The sequence below is a fragment of the Rheinheimera sp. MM224 genome, from assembly GCF_947090785.1.
Classification (GTDB): Bacteria; Pseudomonadota; Gammaproteobacteria; order Enterobacterales; family Alteromonadaceae; genus Pararheinheimera.
The window spans coordinates 3067467-3090704 of the sequence record NZ_OX352320.1 but is presented as its reverse complement, the minus strand read 5'-3'; the positions used below and the strand labels follow the sequence as shown (position 1 = coordinate 3090704).

The window sequence follows — 23238 nt, the reverse complement described above, 5'->3', positions numbered from 1 at the left end:
TTACTCTTCAATAGTTTGTGAAAAGGGAGGCAAAGCTTTGAGCATGGCCTTGCCGTAAGTTTTGGTCACTAAGCGTCTGTCTAAAATCACAATTCGGCCATGATCCATTTCCTGACGCAGCAGTCTACCACAGGCCTGCACCAGTTTTCGTGCTGTGGCTGGCACTGTCATTTGCAAAAACGGATTTCCACCGCGTTTGGTAATAGCTTCAGATAAAGCTTCTTCCAGAGGCGAAGAGGGCACGGCAAAAGGCAATTTAGTGATCACCAGATTCGTCAGCAAAGCACCGGGTAAATCCAAACCTTCAGAAAAACTCTGGGTACCACATAAAATACTGCCTTCGCCTGCTTGTACCTTCATAGCATGAAGTTCTAACAACGACTGACGGGACGCTTCGCCCTGCACTAAAAAAGACCAGCCGTTAGCTCTCAAAGCCTCTACGACTTTTTGCATCTGCCAATAAGACGCAAACAGCAGCAGATTACCGGCTTTTTTATCCATGTACTGTGGCAGTTTTGCTATTAGCTCATCGGTAAAGGCATCACTGCTGGGGTCAGTCTGCATTTTTGGTAACAGCAGGCTGGCTTTGTTTTGGTAATCAAAGGGTGAGTCGACTTTGAGTGTTTGCAAACCCGGGTGCTGGGAAAGTCCCAACTCCTGTTTGATATAGTCAAAACTATTCAGGGTCGTTAAGGTGGCAGAACAGAGTATGGTGGCAAAGGCCTGACTAAATAATAAATCGTCCAGTAAAAAACTCACCGACAAAGGGCTGGCATAAGCGCTGCTTTGCTGAAGCTCTTTTTGATCCATAGCCACCCAGCGTGCCTGATTCACATGTTTTTGCTGCGGGACTGAATACAAACGCCACAGTTCCGATTGATGCTCAAATCTATGCTCTATCGCTGTGAGTTCAAACTGCAGTGGCAATACCAGCTTAGTCGCTACTTTATGTTCAGTGGCCGCTTCAGATAAAAACTGTTGCAGTTTCTCTATAGCGGATAACGCTTTGCCACTCAATTCGGCCAATTGGTCTGCATTGGAGGCAAACGTCTCCGGCAGTGCGGCATCTGCAAAACGGTAATGCGGCTCTTTGGCAAACCAGTGCTGCTGATTCAGTTCAATCTGATGTTGCACAGGTTTGAGCTGTTTCAAAAAGTCGCTTGCCAGCTCATCCAGTTTTAATACTTCGGTCATAGCGCCGTGCTGCGGCAATACACCAGCCAGTTGCTGAGTGGTCTTTTTTAGCTTTTCCAGATACTGAGCCGGGAAACTCAGCGGGGCATGGGCTGAAAAGAAATCACGACCGCTGTCGGGTAAATGATGGGCTTCATCTATGACATAAATACAATCAGCAGGCTGTGGAAGTATTTGCGAGCCTGCATCCAAATCAGCCAGTAACAATGCATGATTGACCACTAATACAGTGCTGCCTTCTATTTCCGCTCTGGCTAAATGAAAAGGGCATTGATGATGTACAGGGTTGGCTTTGCTGCAATGAGCAGGATCAGAAGCTATGGTATACCAATGCTCATCTGCAATTGGCTCTTTTAAGCTGTCTCTGTCACCCAGCCAATGGCGTTGCTGCCAGTTATTAAGCAATTGCTGTAATAAAGAAGCTGGCGCCGTACTTTGGAATAGAGGTAATAAATCAGGCTGTTGTAATTGCTGGCGAATTTTTTCGACACAGGCATACCTTTGCCTGCCTTTAACCAAACAGAATTCAAATTTAAGACCGCTGTATTTCAGGAAGAAGGGTAAATCTTTTTGCACCAGCTGTTCTTGCAAAGCCACGGTCGCTGTCGCTATCACCAATGTTTTTTTCTGCTTTAACGCAAAAGGAATAGCAGCCATTAAATAGGCCAAAGATTTACCCGTGCCAGTGCCGGCTTCTACCAATAGTGTTCTGTCATAGCTGTGGTAGCTACCAGCCAGGGTATTGGCAATTTCAGCCACCATTTTATTCTGACCAGGGCGGGGTTGGTAATTCGTCAGATTGCTTTTTAGCTGCTGGTGAATTTCACGAATTTGGGTTTTTAAAGCATCAGTAAGCATTAAAACATCTGGATAAAAAAACAGGGTTTCATAATAAGTCAGCTACAACCCAAGCGCAATATTGATATTGCCCGTGAAGTTGCAGTCTTTACACAACGAATAAATGAAAAAAATTGACTTATAGCTTGTAGAGTAAAGTTTACAAAAAAATCCGAAGATTTAACGGGGAAACTGATTTTGATTGAAAAGTAACCAGAATTTGAATGAAAAATCAGTTTTTATGGGGCTTAACAGGAACAAAACCTAAAAATGTATCAGGCGGAGCCCCATTTTATAGCTTAAAAATAGGGGGGTGTCGGACTCGTTGACAACAGCAGATCAAATTTGTTCCGTAAAAGCTGTTGACCACGCTGAAAAATTGCGTTTATTATCGGGTCGTTGTTTTCGGGGTCCACCTCGATTGCGAAAAGTTCGGAGTTCCAATCGCCGCAAAGGTTGGTCATCGTAAAAATAGAATCACTAGATAGTGGTCCAGGGAGAAAAAACATGTTTACAAATAATAAATTGTCAAAAGCAGTTCGTTTAGCCGTTGCTTTTGGTGCCGCCTCTGCAGCTGTTTTCACTGGTGCTGTTAATGCACAGGACGCTGAAGAAGCAAAAGACGTAGAACGTATTGAAGTTACTGGTTCTCGTATCAAACGTACTGATTTAGAAGGCGCTGTACCTGTAACTGTAATCGACCGTGCTGCTATCGATTTCTCAGGTCAAACTTCTGTATCTGACTTACTGCGTAATACTACATTTAACTCATCAGGTTCTTTCCGCCCACAATCAGGTAGTTCAGCTCAGGGTATTTCCCAGGTTGACTTACGTGGTTTAGGCGCTGAACGTTCACTGATCTTAGTTGACGGTCGTCGTTTACCAAAATCACCATCAACTGGTAACTCTCAGGACTTAAACTCTATCCCTATGGCTGCGGTAGAGCGTATTGAAATTCTGTCTGACGGTGCATCAGCAGTATACGGTTCTGACGCTATCGGTGGTGTTATCAACATCATCACCCGTAAAGATTTTAACGGTGCTGAATTCCGTATGGGCGCTTCAACAGTCAGTCTGCCAGATGATGGCGGCGACCGTGAAGAAGGTTCTGCAGTATTTGGTTCTTCAAGTGACAAAGCTTCTGTAATCGGTGGTGTATCATGGAACAGCCGTGACATCATTTTCGAACGTGATTACAAATGGGTTCAACCAGGTGCTTCAAGCTTCGGTAATAACTGGTTATCACCAGCTGGTTTTACATCAATTGTTTCTGAAGCTGAGTGTAATGGCATCGAAAACTTTTACACTTTACCAAGCGGTCTGTGTGCTTATAACTTCAACGCAACTAACGCGAACGAAGCTTCAACAAGCAACACTTCAGGTTTCGTAAAAGCTGAATACCAAATCAACGATGATTGGAAAATTTTCTCTCATACATTAGTTGCTAAAACTAAGTCGTTTGGTCGTTATGCTCCATCATTAAACGATGCTGGCGAAGCTGCATTTATGTCTGCTGATAGCCCAAACAACCCAACTAACCCATTAAGCCCATTCTATGATGCGGCAAATGGTGCCAATACAGAAGTTCAGTTCCGTCACCGTTTTGCTGCTATCGGCAACCGTGATAACGAAGTAGATAACTGGACTACTGACTTCTTAGTAGGCGCAGCTGGTACTGTTGGTGAAGTTGACTTAGATTTTGGTGTACGTAAAAACCAATCTAAAACCTATGAAATTGGTCGTGGTTACCTGTTAGGTTCAGCTGCCCGTGCTGCAATCGACAGCGGCGACTACATGGTAAATGACCCGTTTGGTGAGCGTTTCACTACAGATGCTGATCGTGAAGCTTACGCAAAAATGTTAAGTGGCTTTAACGTAACAACCAGCCGTATCGGTAAATTTGACCAGGAAGAAGCTTTTGCTTCTGCTGCGTTTGATGTAGTTGAACTGTCTGCTGGTACTATCCAGGCTGTAGTTGGTGCTGAATACCGTAAAGAAACTTACGCTGACTTATATGACGCATTGTCTGAAGCTGGTGTAGTAGGTGGTTCTTCTGGTAACTCAGCTGGTGGCGACCGTGATCTGAAATCAGCTTATCTTGAGACTTTAGTTCCATTGCTGGAAGGTCTGGAGATGACTGTTGCAGGTCGTTACGATAAATACTCAGACTACGGTAATGACTTCTCTCCAAAAGTATCTTTCCGTTGGGATGCGCTGGAAGATTTAGTATTACGTGCTTCTTATGGTGAAGGTTTCCGTGCTCCAACACTGGATATCCTGACTCAGAAACCATCGTCTGATAACCCAACTGTCAGCGATGATCCAACTTGTATCAACTTCGGCTTAGCCGCTGGTTGTGATGTTCAGGTTAGCGCTGTCACTATGGCGAACCCAGCTATCAGTTCAGAAGAATCTGAGCAGCTGTCTATCGGTGCTGCGTATCAACCAACAGACTGGTTAAACTTCTCTGTTGACTACTATGATATCAAAATCAAAATCAAAAACCTGATCCGTTTCTTCGGTGCAGAAACTCTGTTAACTCGTGAGCAAACTGGCGACCCAATCCCAGCTGGCTTAGGTGTTTCTCGTTTAGCAAACGGCGGCATCGACCTGATCACTCAGGGTTATGCTAACGAAGGTGAATGGGCTATCAGCGGTGTTGACTTAAACGTAAACACTAACTTTGATTTTGGCTCTTATGGTCGTATCAACCAAGCGTTACAAGTTACTCACCGTATTGACAGCGTAGTTGATGGTGGTCGTAACACAGTGAAAGATATGGGTGAACCTCAGCGTCGTGCGACTCTGAACCACACTTACTCACTGAACGACTTTGACTTCGCGTGGAACCTGAACTTAATCGGCGACCAGTACATTGATGTTGAACCTATTGCAGGTGGCGGATTCAGTAAAACTGGTCACGTTCCTACGTGGGTAACTCATGACGTTCAAGCTGGTTACTCTTTCAGCACTGGCACTAAAATCTCTATCGGTGCTCAGAACGTGTTTGCAAAAGAACCTGAGTTGATCCCATTCGACGGTCGTAGCTACAACTTCAACTTATACGATGCCTACGGTCGCATTGCATATGTGAAGTTCCAACAAAACTTCTAATAAGTTAAGTTGATAAAAAGCGGAACTTAGGTTCCGCTTTTTTTTTAACCAAGATTTGGCAAAAGCTCAACGAGGATCAACTCAATGCACCATTGGGATCAGTATTGGCAAACCACACATAGTCTGAATAGTTTTGTTGATCACCACAGCACGGGTTACAAAGATGAGGTTGAACAGTTTTGGCTGTCCTGTTTTAGCCGGTATTATTCAGCGGGTAAAATTCTTGATATTGCAACTGGCAATGGTTCTTTAGCCGTTGCAGCCCAGAGTTATCTGAATGAACATAGTGTACAAGGTGAAGTTTACGCGACGGATGCGGCAGATATAAATCCGGTCAGGCATTTTTCATCTCAGCCTGAATTGGTTGCTCTTCTTCAAAAAATTAATTTTTATCCAAAAGCACAAACGGAACAACTGCCTTTTGTAGCCGATTATTTTACTTTAGCAGTCAGCCAATTCGGTTTTGAGTATGCTCAGGTTATGCCTGCATTTCAGCAAGTTTTTCGGGTACTCAAACCTGGCGGGCATTTTCAGGCCATGGTACATCATGCAAACTCTTTTATATCTAAAGATACAGACAACAGCCTTAAGTTGTTGGATATGGTGTTAGTGCAGCTGACTTTAACTCAGGACGCTTGTTCAGTACTTGAGTATGCTGAGCAAAAAATAAAACAAGCAGTGATGCTAAAAACAGATGTGCATTTTTCTGCTTTGAATCAGCAGTTGATTGCAAAAGTGCAGCAGTTCTATCAACACTGTATAAACAGCAACAATGAAGCCTGGTTTAACGCTTTTGCTGCCGACTTTATTCCATTACTCACTAACTTACAGCCAGGTGCGTTGTTAAAAATGACAGCTTTGGAGCAATCATTAGTGAGTTACAAGCTTAGATTAACTGAGCAGAAAGACTGCTGTTGGTCTGAATCTCAAGTACTGCAACTTAAAGCTCAGTTGTCGGCATTAGAATGGCAGCAGGTTCAGATCGAGCCCTTTTATACGTCAGAAGGCTTGTATGGCTGGGCTTTGAATATGACTAAAGTGGATTAGCTGATGTTAACTCCGTTTCTTTTCTGACTCAGGCATTGATCACAAAGCAAAGTTGCCGGGTCATGGTTCAGTGCTTCAGGGCTTATGGCGCTGTCGCATTGGGCACAGAGGCCAAATAGCCCCATCTGAAACTGACCTAAAGCAGCCAGTACTTGTTCCAGTCGGTGCTGCTTTTGTTTGAGAATGCCACAACTTTTTCCTTCAAGAAGCTCAGGCCAAAGGCTTTGAGGCTGAGTCAGCAACAGAAGGCGTAATTGGCTGTAATCCTCCTGATTTGACGCTGTGACGACAGTGATTATGTCATGACTTAGTTGAGCGAGTTCAGCCTCCAGTTTGATTTTCAGCGGCTTCTGATCTTTAGTTTGCATCTGCGACTCCCCGTTTATTACTATAGTCTGCAGCAGCGAGTCTTTGCTTATCCTGATTTATATCAATAAAAAGCGAAGTGCTGAAATTTTTTTGTGTCCGGGCAGGTCTACTCAATGCAACTTAATGCAACCACAAGGAACATCGTTATGAAATCAAATAAAACTACTGCTGTTGCCGTCAGTGCTTTAGTGCTGGGTTCTTTAGCTACGCTGAGCTTAAGCGCAAATGCGAATCCTTTTTCTGCTGAACAGCTGAATGCGGGTTACCAGTTAGCGTCCGCTGAAGCTTCTTGTGGTGCTGACAAAGCCAAAGATAAAGAAGCCAAGTGCGGTGAAGACAAAGCGAAAGACAAAGAAGCTAAATGTGGTGAAGGTAAATGTGGCGGCGATAAAAAAGACGCTAAAGACAAAGAAAAAACTAAAGAAGCTAAATGTGGGGAAGGCAAGTGCGGTGGCGCTGCGTAGTACTACAGATAGTCAGCCTGCACTCGCAGGCTGACTGCTTTCAGGAGACTTTATGTCTGATTTTGGTTTAGCTGCTTCTCACGTGGGCTTAGGCCTGAGACGAGAAATGTTGAGTGCTGTATTAGAGCAGCAACAAGCAAGTATCGATTTTTTTGAAGTGGCGCCAGAAAACTGGTTACCTTATGGCGGTACCTACCAGAAAAAATTTCGCCAGCTCACTGAACGTTATCCTTTTATCTGTCATGGTTTGTCTTTGTCTTTAGGTAGCCCTGATCCATTAGATCTGGATTTTGTTCGTCAAATCAAAGCCTTTTTAAAAGAGCATCAGATTAAGCTCTACAGTGAGCACTTAAGCTATTGTTCTGCAGCAGGGCATCTGTACGATTTATTACCTATTCCTTTCACCGAAGAAGCCGCTGTTTATGTGGCTGACCGTATACGTATGGTGCAGGATATTCTTGAGCAGCCGTTGGTCGTCGAAAACGTCTCTTATTATGCAGCGCCTGGCCAGGAATTAACGGAGCTTGAATTTACCAATGCGGTGTTAGAGTTGGCCGACTGTAAGCTGCTGTTAGATGTGAATAACATTTACGTTAATTCTGTCAATCACAGCTATGATGCTCTGGCGTTCTTAAAAGGACTGCCAACACAACGTATTGCCTATGGTCATGTCGCTGGGCATTACCGCCAACATGACAGCTTATTGATTGATACCCACGGTGCTGATGTGTCTGATCCGGTCTGGGCTTTATTATCTGAAGCTTATCAGCATCATGGTCTGTTTCCGACTTTGCTGGAACGGGATTTTAATATTCCGGATATGCAGCAACTGCAACTAGAGCTGGCGCATATTCGTCGCCTGCAGCCGAATGATCCTATGAAGTTAAGGGCCTGATATGAAATTTCAACAGGTTCAACATCAGTTCGTTGCTTATTTACGCTCTCCACAACAAAACGAGAAGCCTGCAGATGTCGATCAGGAGCGCCTGGATGTGTATCGGGAGTTATTGTTTAACAATGTTTCGGGTTTTGTCAGCAGTGCTTTTCCTGTGTTGAAATCTTTGTACACAGAGCAGGTATGGGAGCAGCGTTTACAGCTGTTTTTCGCCGGCTATCGCTGTGAGAGTCCATTCTTTTTATCCATTGCCATGAGTTTTTTAGATTTTTTGCAGGACCACTACGAGGCTCAGGCCGATGACCCTGTTTTTATGTTGGAATTGGCACATTACGAGTGGCTGGAGCTGGAATTGGCAACTCGTAAGGGGGAAGCAGGCCTTGCAGTGATGGATCTAAAACAGCAGGCACTGCAGTTGTCTGAGCTTGCATCAGTTCAGGCCTATCAGTATCCAGTGCATAAAATTTGTGTTGAGTTTCAGCCCACAGAAGCCGAAGCCAGTTTTTTACTGATCCATCGCAATTCTGATGACGAAGTAAAATTTATCGCGTTAAATCAACTGACGACTTTGTTGTTGCAGGTATTGGCACAACAGCCAGGTTTGACCCTGACTGAACTGGTGGAGCAGTTATCGCCTTACGTGCCACAACTGGATCCTACTCAGTTATTGTCAGGTGCAGAGCAAATACTGCTAAATTTTGCAGAGAAAGGCATAGTGCATGCTTTTCAAGCTGGCTAAAATTCATTACCATGTCCCACCTTTTGAGTGAATGAGTTCGCATTATGGCAGACGAAAATTTTAAAGAATCTTTTGGCATAGTCCAGTTAGTTTTACTGATTGTCGCCTTTTTGGCGTGCTTATGCCTTCCTCCAATTATCAGCTGGGTTCGCTTTTTCAGCTAAGCTATTGCGAGTGATAAAAAAACCGCCTTGTGGCGGTTTTTTTATCTATTTTAAGTCGTGCTGTTTTTGCCCGACGTTATTTATTATTTTAAAATCAGGGCTCTGAGAATGACTACAGAATCTCTTTCCGCTTTATTAAGTCAGGTGATCAAAGCTGTGCCTGACTATCCAAAGCCAGGTATTTTATTTCGTGACGTCACCAGTCTGATGCTGGATGCCGATGCGTTTGCGAAGGTGATTGATGCCTTCAAACAGCAGTATCAGGGCAAAGGTTTTACTAAGATTGTTGGTACTGAATCCCGCGGTTTTATTTTTGGTGCACCTTTAGCTTATGCGATGGGATTACCTTTTGTGCCAGTGCGTAAACCGGGAAAATTGCCACGTGAACGTATTGCCCAGTCTTATCAGCTGGAATACGGTGAAGACACGCTGGAAATTCATAAAGACGCTATAGTGGCCGGAGATAAGGTGCTGTTAGTGGATGACTTATTGGCTACAGGTGGTACTATTGCTGCTACAACCAGTTTAGTAGAGCGCTTAGGTGGCAAAGCGACAGACGCCGCTTTTGTAGTAAATCTGCCGGACTTAGGCGGACAAGCGCGTTTAGAAAAGCTTGGGTTAAACCTTTACAGTCTGGTTGAATTTGCAGGCGATTAATTACAATAAAACACAGGCGCAGGTGGCATGAGTTATCAAGTACTGGCAAGAAGACATAGGTGGACACAGGTCGCATGAGTTATCAGGTACTGGCGAGAAAATGGCGACCGCAACATTTTGGTCAACTGGTCGGCCAGGATCATGTGAAAACAGCGCTGACCAATGCGCTGAATCACAACAGATTACATCATGCCTATTTGTTTACCGGCACCCGTGGTGTCGGTAAAACCACCATAGCCCGTATTTTTGCCAAAAGTTTAAACTGCGAAACAGGTGTGACCTCCACACCTTGTGGAGTCTGCAGCGCTTGCGTTGAAATTGATCAAGGCTTTTTTGTTGATTTGTTAGAAATTGACGCTGCCTCCCGCACTAAAGTAGAAGACACCCGAGATTTACTCGATAACGTGCAATACGCGCCAAGCCGCGGCCGTTATAAAGTCTACTTAATAGACGAAGTGCATATGCTGTCGCGCCACAGCTTTAATGCACTTTTGAAAACTCTGGAAGAACCGCCGCCACATGTGAAGTTTCTGCTGGCGACTACTGACCCACAAAAGCTGCCTGTCACAGTGTTATCCCGTTGTTTGCAGTTCAGCTTAAAGGCGTTAAGCCCGGAACAAATTAAACAGCACTTATCTTATGTATTGGCGCAGGAAGGTATTCCGGCCGCCGAAGATGCTTTAGCTTTGTTAGCCCGCGCTGCCAAAGGCAGTTTACGCGATTCGTTAAGCCTGACTGACCAAGCCATTGCCCAAAGTAATTCCAATATCACAGTGCCTCTGGTGCGTGATATGCTGGGGTATCTGGAGCAGCAGTGGGCTGAGCTTTTATTAGCGGCTGTAATTAACCGCGATTTAGCTGCGCTGAAACAGCATCTGGATCAATTAGTGCAGCAACACAGTCATTTTGCCCATGTGCTGGATGATATGCTGGCCTTACTGCATTTAGCGGCTTTAAGTCAGTTTAACTGGCAGGCGGCTGATTTAGTCACAGATCACAGTGCTTTTGTGCAGCAATTAGCAGAGCAGCAAAGCCCTGAGCAGTTACAGCTGTTTTATCAGTTACTGATTTCCGGTAAAAAAGAATTAGCCTTTGCACCAGAGCCACGTATTGGTCTGGAAATGGCGTTATTACGTGCTGTGGCTTTTGTGCCAGGTGCTGCTGACACTTCTCCTGCGATGCGCGCTTCAACTCCTGTCTCGCATGCGGCTGAACTCAAAGCTAAGTTTAATTTGCCTGAAACGGCAGCTCCAGCTAAAGAGCCTGAGCTTGTGCCTCAAATGGCAGAGTCATTGCCATCAGAGCCTGAAGTCGCAGTCGAAATCCCCCCAGAGCAGCATGTTGCAACAGAAGCTGTGGCTGCTGTTGCACAGACATCAGCTCCCGCTGGTATAGCCGCTTCTATTCTGGCGCGCCGCGGTATTAAAGCGGATAACGTGAGCGCTGATAGGGCAGTGGAGACTCAGAGCGAAAAAAAGTCTGAACCAGTTGCTGCTGTAGCCAAGGCTGCAGAGCCTGCTGCTATACAAAGAGCACAAGCTGCTCCAGCTGCAGTTCAGCAGCCCGTATTACAACAGCAGCCTGTGTTACAGCAGCAAGCGCAGCCACTGGTATCGCAGCAAGCGCAGCCACTGGTATCGCAGCAAGCCAATGAGCCTCAGCGCTCTCCTGCTGTTATTCAGCACAGTCCGGTTATACCTGCTGCCGCGCCAGAACTGCCAGAACTGCCAGAACTGCCAGAACTGCCAGAACTGCCAGAACTGCCAGAACAGTCAGAACCGGCAATGTCCCCTTATCCGGATGAATCTGATCCTTCAGATATACCAACAGAGGATGCCGATTTTGCGGCCGACTGGGCCTGGCAGGAATTTCAGCAGCAACATCAATCTGAACCTGTGCCAGAACCACAATCAGTTGCAGCGGCGCCAGAAGCGAAAGCACAGTATCGTTTTGATGGTGTGATTACCGCCGAGAACTTCTCAGTGCGCCTTGCCGCTCAGGTCGATGAGTGGGCTGCTTTAGTCGATAGCCTGAATTTAGGTGGATTATTGCGTTTGTATCTGCTGCACAGTTGCATTAGTTGGGCAGGAGACACTGTGCAGTTGCTGGTCTGTCAAAGCCAGCAGCATCTGGACAAAGAAAAATTCCGTGCTGAAATTGTCAAAGAGCTGAGTCAGGCCTTTCATAAAGCGGTTCAGCTGGATATTCAGTATCAGCCTTGGGTAGAGACTTGCCCTGTGGCTATTCAGCAGCGTATTGAGCAGGAACGTCTGGTTTATGTAGAGCAGTTGCTGCAGCAGGATCCATGGGTGGTTCAACTGCAAAAAGAGTTTGGGGCGGAAATAGTCGCCGATAGTATTATCGTCAACTAATTCGTCTTGTATTTTGGGGCTCAAGTCATTATCTTGTCGCCAGTTTAATCGAGTCATTTTTAAAGAGAGTACAGTTATGTTCAAAGGTGGTGGTGGCGGTTTAGGCAATATCATGAAGCAGGCGCAAGCCATGCAGGATAAAATGCAAAAGGCCCAGCAGGAATTGGCTAATCTGGAAGTCACAGGCGAGTCGGGTGCAGGTTTGGTGAAAGTCACCATGACAGGCAACCACAATGTACGCCGTGTCAGCATCGACGACAGTCTGATGCAGGATGACAAAGAAATGGTTGAAGACTTAGTTGCTGCAGCTATCAACGATGCGGTACGCCGTGTTGAAGAAAATAACAAAGCTAAAATGGCTTCTGTGACCGGTGGTATGCAATTACCTCCTGGTTTTAAGATGCCGTTTTAAGTGGTGATTTGATCCACTATGAGCAAATTTAGCCCATTGTTGCAGCAACTGATCGACGCATTGCGTATATTGCCAGGCGTTGGTCCTAAGTCGGCACAACGTATTGCCCTGCAGTTGCTGGAACGCAACCGCTCTGGGGCTGTGCAGTTGTCGAAGGCTTTGGCTGTGGCGATGGATAAAGTAGGGCATTGCCAGCAGTGCCGTACTTTTTGCGAAACTGATTTATGTGCTATTTGCTCAGACCCAAGACGCAGCGACAGTCAAAGCCTTTGTATTGTTGCTTCGTCTTCTGATCAGTTTGCCATAGAGCAAACAGGCCAGTTTAAAGGTCGTTATTTTGTCTTGCAGGGCCAGTTGTCGCCACTTGATGGCATAGGTCCCTCTGAATTGGGTCTGGATTTACTGCAAAAGCAGCTGGGTACAGGTTCAGTGCAGGAAGTGATATTAGCAACCAATCCGACTGTAGAAGGCGATGCCACTGCTTATTACATTGCCGAGCAGTGTAAAAAGTATCAGGTTAATGTCTCCCGTATCGCCCACGGTGTGCCTGTGGGGGGGGATTTAGAGTATGTGGACGGGACAACCTTGTCGCACGCCTTTAGTGGCCGCAAACCCATCTGACCTGCGCCCTTGAAGCCGCAGCTTTGTTGGCTGCGCCCTTGAAGCCGCAGCTTTGTTGGCTGCGCTCTGTCGCCCTAATCGCATAGTAAGCTATGTATGTTAGGGACTACTTCCCTTGCCGTCGCGCTGCAACTCCAATGTCTTTGGTCAGACTCTTCGTTCCTTGCAGCTGTTACCTTGTTGGCTGAGCTCTTGCATTACCAAATAACAGCTTATTCTTTCTCCAATTGCCTGATCCTCCATTTTGTTCTTTGATTTGCCGCTATTTTCCCCTTGATATTTGTGGGTATTAAACCCATATCCTTGCCAGCACAATTCGAAAGGCGCTACGCCCTTGCATAGGCGCTTTTGCATTTAAAGTCATTCCACGAAAGATAAGGAGCTGTATATGACTGAAACAGTACAAAAACAAAAGCACGGCTTTCAGGCCGAGGTCAAACAACTTCTGCAGCTGATGATCCATTCGCTGTATTCCAATAAAGAAATTTTCCTGCGCGAGCTGGTATCCAACGCCTCAGACGCGGCTGATAAACTGCGCTTTTTAGCTTTGTCAGACAGCAGCCTGTATGACAATGACGGCGAGTTACGAGTTCGTATCAGTCTGGATGACGCAGCGAAGACCATTACTATCAGCGACAACGGTATTGGTATGACGCAAGATGAAGTGATTAGCCATTTAGGCACTATCGCTAAATCCGGCACTAAAGAATTTTTCGGTCAGCTCTCAGGCGATCAAAGCAAAGACTCTCAACTGATTGGTCAGTTTGGTGTAGGTTTCTATTCTGCTTTTATCGTCGCAGACAAAGTGACAGTCAAAACCCGTAAAGCCGGTGCGCCAGCTGATTCTGCTGTTGAGTGGGAATCGACAGGCGAGGGTGAATACACTATCGAGCCTATCGTTAAACCAAGCCGTGGTACAGAAATCATTCTGCATTTACGCGATGAAGAAACTGAGTTTTTAAACCAGTGGAAAGTCGAGTCTATTGTCACTAAGTACTCTGACCATATCAGCATTCCGGTTGAAATGTATCAGGAAGGTACACCAGAGCAAGACGGCGAAGAGGGCGAAAAAATCCCTGCCACTGCAGGGTTCTGGAAAGCAGTCAACAAAGCTACAGCGCTTTGGATGCGAGATAAATCTGAAGTGACTGAAAATGAATATCAGGAATTCTACAAGCATATTTCGCACGACTGGAGTGAGCCATTAAGCTGGACTCACAACAAAGTAGAAGGCAATACCAACTACACCAGTTTATTGTTTGTGCCGAAAAAAGCACCTTTTGATATGTGGAACCGTGAAGCCCGTCATGGCTTAAAATTGTATGTGCAGCGTGTATTTATTATGGATGACGCTGAACAGTTTATGCCAAGTTACCTGCGTTTTATTAAAGGTGTGTTGGATTCCAGCGATTTACCACTGAACGTATCCCGTGAAATTCTGCAGGATACCAAGGTGACGCAAAGTTTACGCAAAGGCTGTACCTCTCGCGTCTTAAAAATGCTGGAAAAAATGGCCAAAGCTGAAGATCAAAGCGAGTACCAGACGTTCTGGAACGAGTTTGGTCAGGTGATGAAAGAAGGTCCGGCCGAAGATGCAGGCAATAAAGACAGCATAGCTAAGCTGCTGCGTTTTGCTTCGACTCATAACGACAATGCCGATCAGACGGTCAGCTTAGAGGCTTATGCCAGCCGGATGAAAGAAGGTCAGGACGAAATTTATTTTATCGTTGCTGATAGCTTCGAAGCCGCTAAACATAGTCCACATTTAGAAGTATTGCGTAAGAAAGGCATCGAAGTGCTGTTGTTATCCGATCGTGTTGACGAGTGGTTAATGCAGCACCTGACTGATTTTGAAGGCAAAAAGCTGCGTTCTATAGCCAAAGGTGGCCTGGATATCAGCAAGCTGGATGACGAAGAAACCAAAAAAGCTCAGGAAGAAACAGAAAAGCAATTTGCTGCTGTGACACAACGCTTTAAAACAGCTTTAGGTGATCAGGTCAAAGCCGTGAAAACCAGTCATCGCTTAACAGACAGCCCAGCTTGTATTGTCACTGACGAGTTTGATATGAGCACGCAGATGATGAAGCTGATGGAATCTGTTGGCCAGAAAGTGCCGGACGTGAAACCTATTTTTGAACTGAACCCGGATCATGCATTGGTGAAACATATTGCCGATGTGCAGGACGAAATTCAGTTTAAACAATGGGCTGAAGTACTGTTTGATCAGGCCTTATTAGCCGAGCGTGGCAGCCTGAAAAATCCTGCGACTTTTGTCAGCCGCTTAAACGCACTGCTGCTGGATTTATCGAAAAAAGCTTAAGTTTTACTCTGAGTTTAAAAAGCCTCTGCTTATTGCAGGGGCTTTTTTATTCGCCACCATCCATGGTGCTCACCCTTTCGGGCCAGCTAAAGCTGTTAAAAATCGTTCCAGACGATTTTTTATTCGCAGCCATCCATGGCGCTCACCCTTTCTGGCCAACGCTTCGCGTTGTTAAAAATTGCTCCGGGTAATTTTTTATATACAAAGGAAAGATTTCCCGCTATTCCCCTGTCTCTTATCACAACAGCATGATGCGGAGCCTGATTGTGATACAACAAAGTATCCTCTTTTATCAAAAACTAGTGACCCAACTACAGCTACTGGACTTTATTTCTTTGTTATTGCTGCGGCTGTATCTGACCCCTGTGATGATGCAGGCTGGCTGGACTAAGCTGCAAAACTTTGACAGTACCTTAAGCTGGTTCGCCAACCCGGATTGGGGTTTGGGTTTACCAGCTCCTGCGCTGATGTTGTCTTTAGTGATTCTGTTGGAACTTGGTGGTGGTTTAGCTTTGCTATTGGGGTTATTCACCCGACTGACTGCTTTGGGATTAAGTATGACTATGCTGGTGGCTATGCTGACAGTGCATGCAAAAAACGGCTGGCTGGCGATAGCCGATGCGTCAAGTTGGCTGGCCGACGGTACTATTTTTCGAAATGACGCTGTGATGGCAGCCCCGAAGAAGCTCGCCAAAGCGAATGAGGTTTTGCAGCAACAGCCTGACTACGATTGGCTTATCTCCAGCGGCAAATTGGTGGTGCTCAATAACGGTATTGAATTTGCTGCGACTTATTTTGTAATGCTACTGATGCTGGTTGTCTATGGGGCAGGGCGTTGGTTAAGTCTGGATTATTGGCTAGGTCGCAAAGCTGTTTTAGTGACAACAACACAGGAGACTGTAGCTTGAGTTTTCTTCGGTCTATGTCCTATAGTGAGCAGCCACAACCGGAAACCAAACCGGATACGGCGCTCTTGCCTACAAGGACAACGAATGTGAAGTGGTGGTCAACTGATAAAGCGGCTGAAAAAAAGCAGACGCCGGAGAAAGAGCAGCGCCAGCACAGTTATATGCAACTGGTGCGTTTATATCATGCGGATTTATACCGCTACAGCTGCTGGATTTGCCGTAGTGCTGATGTTGCTGAAGACTTGGTGCAAGACACTTATTTACGAGCCTGGAAAAGTATTGATTTGCTGCAAAACGAAGCGTCGGCCAAAGCCTGGTTATTTACTATTTTACGTAATGAAAATGCCCGACGTTTTGAACGTAAACAGTTTCAATATCAGGAAGTAGAGCAGGAATTGCTGCTGGACGAACATCAGGTGAGTCCTGAGCAATTGTACTCACAGCAGCAGTTGTTGAAGCAAATTGAGAGCCTGGAACCTGAATACAGTGAACCCTTGATCCTGCAAATTATCGGCGGTTTTAGCGGTGACGAAATTGCGCAATTGTTGTCTCTGAATCTCAATACAGTAAACACCCGTTTGTTCCGCGCCCGTAAACAATTACGGGATTTGTTAAACCAGGAAAGCGTCAGGGAGCAAAAAAATGGATGAGTTAGAAGTTCGCCGTCGTTTGCTGACTGATCCCTATCATTTGACCTCTGAACAACAACAGCAGTTGCAGCAGGACTCCGATAGTCAGCAATTTCATCAGGATGTACTGGAGTTGGATCAGCACATCAAACTGTTGTTAAGCCCACCAGTGCCAAAAACTCTGGAAAATGCATTATTGATGCAACAGCACAAGCACAAACAACAACAGCAGAAGCGTTTTTATCAGAATCTGGTTGCGTTAGCTGCTTCTGTCGCGTTTTTAGCAGGTTTTGCACTGAACTGGTCGTTTTTTCTGTATGGCTCGCAAAGCCTCGGCGAAAACTCCCTTGCTCATGTGTACCACGAGGAACCCTATATCCAGCATATGAATACAGCTTTGTCTCTGTCCGACGTGAACGCCAAATTGGCTGAGTTTGATGCCAGCCTTGTTGAAAATGGCCATGCTGTAGTTTATGCGAACTTCTGTAACTTCCGTGGCACCCGTTCTTTGCATCTGGTTGTGGAGACAGAACAAGGCCTGATGACAGTGTTTGTGGTACCCAAAGAGAACTCATTGGAGTATGAAGCGGAGTTTCATGATGACAAATACCAGGGACGCAGCATTAGTAGCCATAAAGCTATTCTGGTGATGGTCAGTGATAAAGCTGAAGTACTGCAACAAGGTGAACGGCAACTGCTGAACAACCTGCAATTTAAAGCCTGATAAAAAATGGGCTTCGGAGTGCTTTGTGTGCTTCCGAAGCTTTTCTTTATAAAATTCTTTGTTTTATTGATCTCAATCAATTTATGCTAATTGTTTTAAATGTTGTGTAGATTTTAATCTATATAAATCAATAATTTACTTTATTTTTGCTCTGGTTGTTATTTCAGCAGTTACACAATTTAACCTCAGCCGCCTTGTTGTAGGAGTTGCTCTGCAACGCAGTGAAAATGCACCACTTTAGTCGAATAGCATACTGTCTTTATTCAACTTTTTTTCCTTTTAGTCGTATTTCCGCTCTATAGATGTCCCAATAGGCTGTTGTAGCAAGTTATCCTACCAAAGTAGGCTTGACTGCGGTCGATCAGGTAAGACAAGCAGACAAACTTCTTGTCTGATGAAGCACATTATGTAAAGATTCATCCCCTATAACAAATGGAACAATCCCAGGTTAATTGAGGATCTTTGTATGCGTATTATTTTGTTGGGTGCCCCGGGTGCTGGTAAAGGAACTCAGGCGCAGTTTCTGATGAACAAGTATGGGATCCCACAAATTTCGACTGGTGACATGCTGCGTGCTGCCATCAAAGAGGGTAGTGCTTTAGGTCTGGCTGCCAAGCAGGTGATGGATGCAGGCCAGCTTGTGTCTGATGACTTAATTATTGGTTTAGTGAAAGAACGTATCAGTAAAGAAGATTGTGCTAAAGGCTTCTTACTGGATGGTTTTCCGCGCACTATTCCACAAGCTGACGCCATGAAAGCTAACGGCGTGGTGGTTGATCATGTGATTGAATTTGATGTGCCGGATGACGTGATTGTTGAGCGTATGAGCGGCCGTCGTGTGCACCCTGCTTCAGGACGTGTCTATCATGTCAGCTACAATCCGCCAAAAGTGGATGGTAAAGATGATCTGACCGGCGAAGATTTAGTGATCCGTGAAGACGACAAAGAAGAAACTGTGCGTAAGCGTTTAGGTATTTATCACGAGCAGACTGAACTGCTGGTTGGTTATTACCGTCAAGAGGCCGAACAGGGCCGCACTCAGTACCACTATATGGTTGGTACCTTGCCAGTTGAGCAAGTCAGTGCAAAACTTGAAGCCTTGCTTGGTTAACCCACTCCAGTTTCATCGAAGCCCACCTAGAGTGGGCTTTTTATTGGAATCTGTAGCGATTTCTGTGGATCTAAGGATTCAATGAGCTTCAGTCTCTTCCGCAGGATATTTCAGTCGATAGTTCTGCAACAACTTTAAGGGCATAAATGTGACTTTAGCTATTACCTCTTTTTACGCAGCTATTCTGGCACTGTTGTATGTTGTCTTGGCTGGTTTTGTGATCCGCCAGCGTTTTAAGCATAGAATTGGCCTGGGAACAGGTAAAGAACCGCAGCTGTTACAGACGGTGCGGATGCACGGCAACTTTGCTGAATATGTGCCGTTTTTACTTATTCTTGTTGCGCTACTGGAATTACAACAAAGCCCTGCCTGGCAACTGCATCTGGTGGCTGGTTTAACTTTAGCTGGACGAGTACTGCATGCAATAGGTTTGTGGCGCAGCAGCGGTACTTCGGTGCCTCGTTTCTTAGGCATGATTTCGACTTTCGCTGCACTTATTGTGGGTGCAGTGTTTTTACTGGCGAAGTAACAGATGCAAACTACGGTTCTGATGCTGCACAGTTCGCTTTCCAGTGGACGCCAATGGCAGGGCTTGAAGCTGGCTCTGAAAGCCGATTATCAGGTGCTGAATCCTGATCTGTTGGGTTATGGCAGTAATACAGGCAGTTACCCCAGACCTATGCAACTTGCTGATGAGGTCAGCCAGTTGTGGCCTTTGCTCGAAGGAAAACCTGCAGGTTCTGTGATTTTGATGGGCCACTCCTTTGGTGGTGCAGTCGCTTTGCATATGGCACGCATAAGGCCAGAATTATTTAAAGCCTTAGTATTGTTTGAACCTGTGGCTTTTCATTTGTTTAATGCCTCTGAACCTGCTCTGTATCAGCAGGTGCAGCAGTTAAGCCAGCAGATGCTGAATGTAAACCCAAAAGACGCAGCAGAGCTTTTTATTGATTATTGGCAAGGTGATGGGTACTTCAGTCATTTGCCGGATGTCATGCAACAAAAACTCACAACGCAAGTGGGGAAAGTGGCTGCTGATTTTGAAGCTTTAAGTGGAGAGCCCGCAACACTTGCCGATTACGCCACAGCTATCCACTGTCCTGTATTGCTGTTAAGTGGCGAGCAAAGCCAGTTATCAGCGCAATGTTTGGCGACAATGCTGGCTGGTGCTTTGCCTTGCGTCGAGTTCCAAACAGTAAAAACGGGCCACATGGGGCCCGTTACAGATGCAGAACTGGTGAATTCGGTTCTGCTTGAGTTTATTCAGCGTCTTCAGGCTAATGAGTAAAAGCCTTGTCAGGCTTAAGCATTACTCACCTGGGCTAAATGCTCATTCAGCAGTTGAGGTTCAACCTTAACCGTCGACTGTTGGTTGATGCTGATTTTGCGTGGTTTTAACGCTTCAGGTACTTCACGTACCAGCTCAATATGCAACAGGCCATGGCTCATCTGAGCGCCGGTCACTTTAATATAATCAGACAGCTGGAACTTACGTTCAAAGTTACGCTCTGCTATGCCCTGATGCAGGAAACGGCGACCTTCAGTTTTATCGGCTTTCTGACCACGAACCAGCAAAGTGTTGTGTTCAGTTTCAATCGACAGCTCGTTTTCATCAAAGCCGGCTATAGCCATGGTAATACGATACTGATCTTCACCTGTCACTTCGATATTGTAAGGTGGATAAGCAGGCTGCTTCTCATTGCGTGCAGCGGCGTCCATCAGGTTAGCTAAATGATCAAAACCAATAAATGAACGGTAAAGTGGGGTGAAATCTACTGTATGCATTTTTAAAATCCTCTAAGGCGATTTATTTGTTCTGCTCTTCAAATGAACGAGCAATGTAAGCAGGTGCCGGATGGCCACCTGCTTACTTAATATGTGCGCTTAGAGAGTTTTCAAGAGGGGAATTTAAGATTTTTTGCCGGTTATTTGCGCAAGGGCTGCCATGCTATGTGCGTAATCCGGTTCTTGTGCCAGGGCTGGAACCAACTGCTGATAGGCCAAATTCCCTTTCGCATCAATAATTAATACGGCGCGAGCCAGAATGCCCATATCTTTAATTAATAAGCCGTAATTACTGCCAAAATCGCGCCACACCGCATCAGATAACACCAGTAACTGATCGACTTTTTCCTGAGCGCAATAGCGTTTTTGTGCAAAGGGCAGGTCGGTAGAGATTGTCATCATCACCACATTGTCAGACACTTTGCTGACTTCCTGATTAAATCTTTTGGTTTGCAGCGAGCAAATGCCGGTATCGACACTGGGCACCACGCTGATCAATACAGTTTTGCCTTTAAAATCGCTTAATTTGATAGTTTTAAACTTCTCGTCCACCACCTGAAAATCTGGAGCCTGTTGCTGTAACTGCACCTGATGGCCTTGCAATTCGACAGCCTTATTGCCGGCTTTTACTTCGGATAAACGGCTTGGCAACTGTGCATTTAAATCAACAGCCCAGGCTGCTGGACTCAGGGCTAAACTAAAAACGATGGTTTTTATCAGATTTGACGACATTCAAATGTCTCCCAGATTGGTAATACGGCTGAAAGTGAAAAAAATAGTAGGTGTTGCTTATTTTTTGTCAGATACTACACAGGGTTAGCGCAGAGCCATCTTTCTGACTACACTGGAAAATAACAATACGTGAAGTGAGCCGTAAATGGTAGCAGCAGTTTTGATATGTGACGATTCCAACCTTGCACGTAAACAAATGGCAAGAGCTTTACCAGCAGAGTGGCAGCAAAATATCCAGTTTGCTGGTCATGGCGGTGAGGCTTTGGACATTTTGCAGCGCCAGCCAATCGACTTACTTTTCCTTGATTTAAATATGCCGATACTGGATGGTTATCAGGTGCTTGCTGCTATTCAGCAACAACAGCTTTCGGTCAAAACTATAGTAGTATCTGGTGATATTCAGCCTGAAGCCCGCGAGCGGGTTTTATCTTATGGCGCTTTAGACTTTATAAAAAAACCTGTCGACCAACAAAAGCTAAATCATGTACTGGGTTTGGTTGAACAAAAAACTATTCAGCAGCAAGAACAAGCCAAAACCGAGCCCAAAGTCGCAGCAGTAAAAAATACCGGATCTTTTGTATTATCCAACGATTTACGTGATGTATTTCAGGAGCTGAGTAATGTAGCTATGGGCCAGGCTGGTGATTTATTAGCGCGCCTGCTGAAGGTCTTTGTCAAACTGCCTATTCCTAATGTAAACGTCATTGAAGTCAGTGAACTGCATATGGCTATCGCTTCTGTGGAACAGAAGGAAAACACCTCGGCTGTTTGCCAGGGTTTTATTGGTGGTGGTGTTGCCGGTGAAGCTTTGTTGATACTCAATGACTCCAGTTTTGTTGATATAGCGAGGCTGATGCAATACAACGGCGAGCTGACCACTAAGGTAGAGCTGGAGCTATTAATGGACATCGCCAATATTCTGATTGGTGCTGTATTAAAAGGACTAGCCGAACAAATTGATATGACCTTTAGTCAGGGCCACCCTGTGGTATTAGGGCAGCATGCCCCTGTCAGTGAACTGATTAAAGCCAATGCCAGACGCTGGCGTCGTACTTTAGCGATAGAAATCAGCTATGGTATTGAAAACTATAATATCAGCTGCGATTTATTACTGTTATTTACCGAAGACAGTATTAAAACGCTGAATTATAAAGTCGAATTCCTTCTGGAAGATTAAATGTCACAAAACAACGTAGATGTATCCGAAATCCACTGGTTGATGGACATGTTCCAGACGGTTGACGTTGGTCTGGTGGTGTTATCTGCTGATTACCGCATTCAGGTGTGGAACGGCTTTATGGAGAACCATAGCGGTCTGACGCCTCGTCAGGTGCGTGACAGATACCTGTTTGATTTATTTTCCGAAATTGATGAAGACTGGTTGCGACGCAAATGCGATCCGGTGATTTTATTGAAAAACCGTGCTTTTACCATCTGGGAGCAGAGGCCCTATATTTTCAAATTCCGTAACTACCGGCCTATTACTGGTTCTGCTGAATATATGTATCAAAACAGCACCATATTCCCGCTAACCGATACTATGGGCAGAGTGACCCACCTTTGTCTGATTATTTATGATGTGACTGATGTTGCTGTCAGTCGCATAGAATTGGAGTCGATGAATGGGCAATTACGTACTTTGTCCAAAACAGATTTCCTGACCAGTTTAAATAACAGAGGCTTCTGGGAAGAAGCGCTGATCAATGAATACAAACGCATAAAACGCAGCGGCCATCACAGCACTTTACTGATGTGCGACATTGACCACTTTAAGCGGGTGAACGATACCTTTGGTCATGCCGCTGGTGATGCGGTGATCCAACATGTGGCAGCTGCTGTGAAAAAAAATCTGCGTAGCACTGATGTGGCTGGTCGTTATGGTGGCGAAGAGTTTGCCGTATTGCTGCTCGATACCACTGTTGAGCAGGCGATGTTTTTTGCTGAACGTCTGCGCAAAAATGTTGAAGCGATGGCGGTGGAATATAATCAGCAAATATTGAGGGTGACCGTCAGTATAGGCGTGGCAGAATACCGCGAAGACATGGGCGAGTATCGTGATTGGCTGGAAGCCGCGGATAAAGCTTTGTATCAGTCCAAAGCCGCTGGCCGCAACTGTATTACCAAAGCTGAATAAAACCACAGCT

At 45.4% G+C, this 23238-nt stretch carries 22 protein-coding genes; 18 read left to right on the top strand and 4 right to left on the bottom strand.

Going from position 1 to position 23238, the window contains the following annotated elements:
* Entirely contained in the window at window positions 1–2052 is a 2052-nt protein-coding gene (gene dinG / locus OM978_RS14510; protein WP_264342936.1) for an ATP-dependent DNA helicase DinG, read from the bottom strand.
* A gap of 486 nt (window positions 2053–2538) precedes the next feature.
* On the opposite strand from dinG, the gene OM978_RS14505 reads away from it, so the two are divergent.
* Window positions 2539–5145 (top strand): TonB-dependent receptor plug domain-containing protein, encoded by a 2607-nt coding sequence (locus OM978_RS14505; protein ID WP_264342934.1) that lies wholly within the window; start codon window positions 2539–2541, stop codon window positions 5143–5145.
* A gap of 84 nt (window positions 5146–5229) precedes the next feature.
* The gene (locus OM978_RS14500; RefSeq protein ID WP_264342933.1) at window positions 5230–6192 is read left to right on the top strand and encodes a class I SAM-dependent methyltransferase; all 963 of its coding nucleotides are present in this window, start codon (window positions 5230–5232) and stop codon (window positions 6190–6192) included.
* Here OM978_RS14500 and OM978_RS14495 read toward each other — a convergent pair.
* Entirely contained in the window at window positions 6189–6560 is a 372-nt protein-coding gene (locus OM978_RS14495) for a hypothetical protein (protein WP_264342932.1), read from the bottom strand. The genes OM978_RS14500 and OM978_RS14495 overlap by 4 nt on opposite strands.
* A gap of 147 nt (window positions 6561–6707) precedes the next feature.
* Between OM978_RS14495 and OM978_RS14490 the strand changes: the two genes are divergently transcribed.
* From OM978_RS14490 to OM978_RS14425, 14 genes are all read left to right on the top strand, one after another.
* Window positions 6708–7025 (top strand): hypothetical protein, encoded by a 318-nt coding sequence (locus OM978_RS14490; protein WP_264342931.1) that lies wholly within the window; start codon window positions 6708–6710, stop codon window positions 7023–7025.
* Between the two features lie 52 nt (window positions 7026–7077).
* Complete coding sequence (locus tag OM978_RS14485) at window positions 7078–7920, top strand: DUF692 domain-containing protein (RefSeq protein WP_264342929.1); 843 nt, start codon at window positions 7078–7080, stop codon at window positions 7918–7920.
* A 1-nt stretch (window position 7921) separates the two neighbouring features.
* Complete coding sequence (locus OM978_RS14480) at window positions 7922–8659, top strand: DUF2063 domain-containing protein (protein ID WP_264342928.1); 738 nt, start codon at window positions 7922–7924, stop codon at window positions 8657–8659.
* A gap of 272 nt (window positions 8660–8931) precedes the next feature.
* Entirely contained in the window at window positions 8932–9480 is a 549-nt protein-coding gene (gene apt / locus OM978_RS14475; protein ID WP_264342927.1) for an adenine phosphoribosyltransferase, read from the top strand.
* Window positions 9481–9539: 59 nt separating this feature from the next.
* Entirely contained in the window at window positions 9540–11852 is a 2313-nt protein-coding gene (gene dnaX / locus OM978_RS14470) for a DNA polymerase III subunit gamma/tau (protein ID WP_319633874.1), read from the top strand.
* Window positions 11853–11928: 76 nt separating this feature from the next.
* Window positions 11929–12264 carry a YbaB/EbfC family nucleoid-associated protein gene (locus OM978_RS14465; RefSeq protein WP_264342926.1) on the top strand — a complete coding sequence of 112 codons (336 nt, stop codon included), beginning with the start codon at window positions 11929–11931 and terminating at the stop codon, window positions 12262–12264.
* A gap of 18 nt (window positions 12265–12282) precedes the next feature.
* Complete coding sequence (recR, locus tag OM978_RS14460; protein WP_264342925.1) at window positions 12283–12885, top strand: recombination mediator RecR; 603 nt, start codon at window positions 12283–12285, stop codon at window positions 12883–12885.
* A 388-nt stretch (window positions 12886–13273) separates the two neighbouring features.
* On the top strand, window positions 13274–15205 hold the full coding sequence (gene htpG, locus OM978_RS14455) for a molecular chaperone HtpG (protein ID WP_264342923.1): 1932 nt from the start codon (window positions 13274–13276) through the stop codon (window positions 15203–15205).
* Window positions 15206–15471: 266 nt separating this feature from the next.
* Entirely contained in the window at window positions 15472–16113 is a 642-nt protein-coding gene (locus OM978_RS14450; RefSeq protein ID WP_264342921.1) for a DoxX family protein, read from the top strand.
* Between the two features lie 86 nt (window positions 16114–16199).
* Window positions 16200–16763, top strand: coding sequence for a sigma-70 family RNA polymerase sigma factor (locus OM978_RS14445; protein WP_264342920.1), 564 nt, complete (start codon window positions 16200–16202; stop codon window positions 16761–16763).
* Window positions 16756–17466 (top strand): DUF3379 domain-containing protein, encoded by a 711-nt coding sequence (locus OM978_RS14440; RefSeq protein ID WP_264342919.1) that lies wholly within the window; start codon window positions 16756–16758, stop codon window positions 17464–17466. Before OM978_RS14445 ends, OM978_RS14440 begins: the two co-directional genes overlap by 8 nt.
* 466 nt (window positions 17467–17932) lie before the next feature.
* Complete coding sequence (adk, locus tag OM978_RS14435; RefSeq protein WP_264342917.1) at window positions 17933–18577, top strand: adenylate kinase; 645 nt, start codon at window positions 17933–17935, stop codon at window positions 18575–18577.
* A 148-nt stretch (window positions 18578–18725) separates the two neighbouring features.
* Window positions 18726–19106 (top strand): MAPEG family protein, encoded by a 381-nt coding sequence (locus OM978_RS14430; RefSeq protein WP_264342916.1) that lies wholly within the window; start codon window positions 18726–18728, stop codon window positions 19104–19106.
* Window positions 19107–19109: 3 nt separating this feature from the next.
* Window positions 19110–19865, top strand: coding sequence for an alpha/beta fold hydrolase (locus tag OM978_RS14425; RefSeq protein ID WP_264342915.1), 756 nt, complete (start codon window positions 19110–19112; stop codon window positions 19863–19865).
* A gap of 14 nt (window positions 19866–19879) precedes the next feature.
* Here OM978_RS14425 and OM978_RS14420 read toward each other — a convergent pair whose 3' ends face one another.
* Both OM978_RS14420 and tpx read right to left on the bottom strand, forming a co-directional pair.
* Window positions 19880–20362, bottom strand: coding sequence for an Hsp20 family protein (locus OM978_RS14420; protein ID WP_264342914.1), 483 nt, complete (start codon window positions 20360–20362; stop codon window positions 19880–19882).
* Window positions 20363–20485: 123 nt separating this feature from the next.
* Window positions 20486–21094, bottom strand: a complete 609-nt coding sequence (gene tpx / locus OM978_RS14415) for a thiol peroxidase (RefSeq protein ID WP_264342913.1) — start codon at window positions 21092–21094, stop codon at window positions 20486–20488.
* Between the two features lie 145 nt (window positions 21095–21239).
* On the opposite strand from tpx, the gene OM978_RS14410 reads away from it, so the two are divergent.
* Window positions 21240–22271 (top strand): response regulator, encoded by a 1032-nt coding sequence (locus OM978_RS14410; protein ID WP_264342912.1) that lies wholly within the window; start codon window positions 21240–21242, stop codon window positions 22269–22271.
* The gene (locus tag OM978_RS14405; RefSeq protein WP_264342911.1) at window positions 22272–23228 is read left to right on the top strand and encodes a diguanylate cyclase; all 957 of its coding nucleotides are present in this window, start codon (window positions 22272–22274) and stop codon (window positions 23226–23228) included.
* The last annotated feature ends 10 nt before the right edge of the window (window positions 23229–23238 follow it).

Bases quoted from the DNA above. Each gene is read 5' to 3' on its own strand.
- OM978_RS14425 (WP_264342915.1), top strand. From the start codon at position 19,110: ATGCAAACTACGGTTCTGATGCTGCACAGTTCGCTTTCCAGTGGACGC.
- OM978_RS14480 (WP_264342928.1), top strand. From the start codon at position 7,922: ATGAAATTTCAACAGGTTCAACATCAGTTCGTTGCTTATTTACGCTCT.
- htpG (WP_264342923.1), top strand. From the start codon at position 13,274: ATGACTGAAACAGTACAAAAACAAAAGCACGGCTTTCAGGCCGAGGTC.
- OM978_RS14500 (WP_264342933.1), top strand. From the start codon at position 5,230: ATGCACCATTGGGATCAGTATTGGCAAACCACACATAGTCTGAATAGT.
- OM978_RS14505 (WP_264342934.1), top strand. From the start codon at position 2,539: ATGTTTACAAATAATAAATTGTCAAAAGCAGTTCGTTTAGCCGTTGCT.
- adk (WP_264342917.1), top strand. From the start codon at position 17,933: ATGCGTATTATTTTGTTGGGTGCCCCGGGTGCTGGTAAAGGAACTCAG.
- dinG (WP_264342936.1), bottom strand. From the start codon at position 2,052: ATGCTTACTGATGCTTTAAAAACCCAAATTCGTGAAATTCACCAGCAG.
- OM978_RS14420 (WP_264342914.1), bottom strand. From the start codon at position 20,362: ATGCATACAGTAGATTTCACCCCACTTTACCGTTCATTTATTGGTTTT.
- tpx (WP_264342913.1), bottom strand. From the start codon at position 21,094: ATGTCGTCAAATCTGATAAAAACCATCGTTTTTAGTTTAGCCCTGAGT.
- OM978_RS14465 (WP_264342926.1), top strand. From the start codon at position 11,929: ATGTTCAAAGGTGGTGGTGGCGGTTTAGGCAATATCATGAAGCAGGCG.
- recR (WP_264342925.1), top strand. From the start codon at position 12,283: ATGAGCAAATTTAGCCCATTGTTGCAGCAACTGATCGACGCATTGCGT.
- OM978_RS14410 (WP_264342912.1), top strand. From the start codon at position 21,240: ATGGTAGCAGCAGTTTTGATATGTGACGATTCCAACCTTGCACGTAAA.
- OM978_RS14440 (WP_264342919.1), top strand. From the start codon at position 16,756: ATGGATGAGTTAGAAGTTCGCCGTCGTTTGCTGACTGATCCCTATCAT.
- OM978_RS14485 (WP_264342929.1), top strand. From the start codon at position 7,078: ATGTCTGATTTTGGTTTAGCTGCTTCTCACGTGGGCTTAGGCCTGAGA.
- apt (WP_264342927.1), top strand. From the start codon at position 8,932: ATGACTACAGAATCTCTTTCCGCTTTATTAAGTCAGGTGATCAAAGCT.
- OM978_RS14405 (WP_264342911.1), top strand. From the start codon at position 22,272: ATGTCACAAAACAACGTAGATGTATCCGAAATCCACTGGTTGATGGAC.
- OM978_RS14495 (WP_264342932.1), bottom strand. From the start codon at position 6,560: ATGCAAACTAAAGATCAGAAGCCGCTGAAAATCAAACTGGAGGCTGAA.
- OM978_RS14490 (WP_264342931.1), top strand. From the start codon at position 6,708: ATGAAATCAAATAAAACTACTGCTGTTGCCGTCAGTGCTTTAGTGCTG.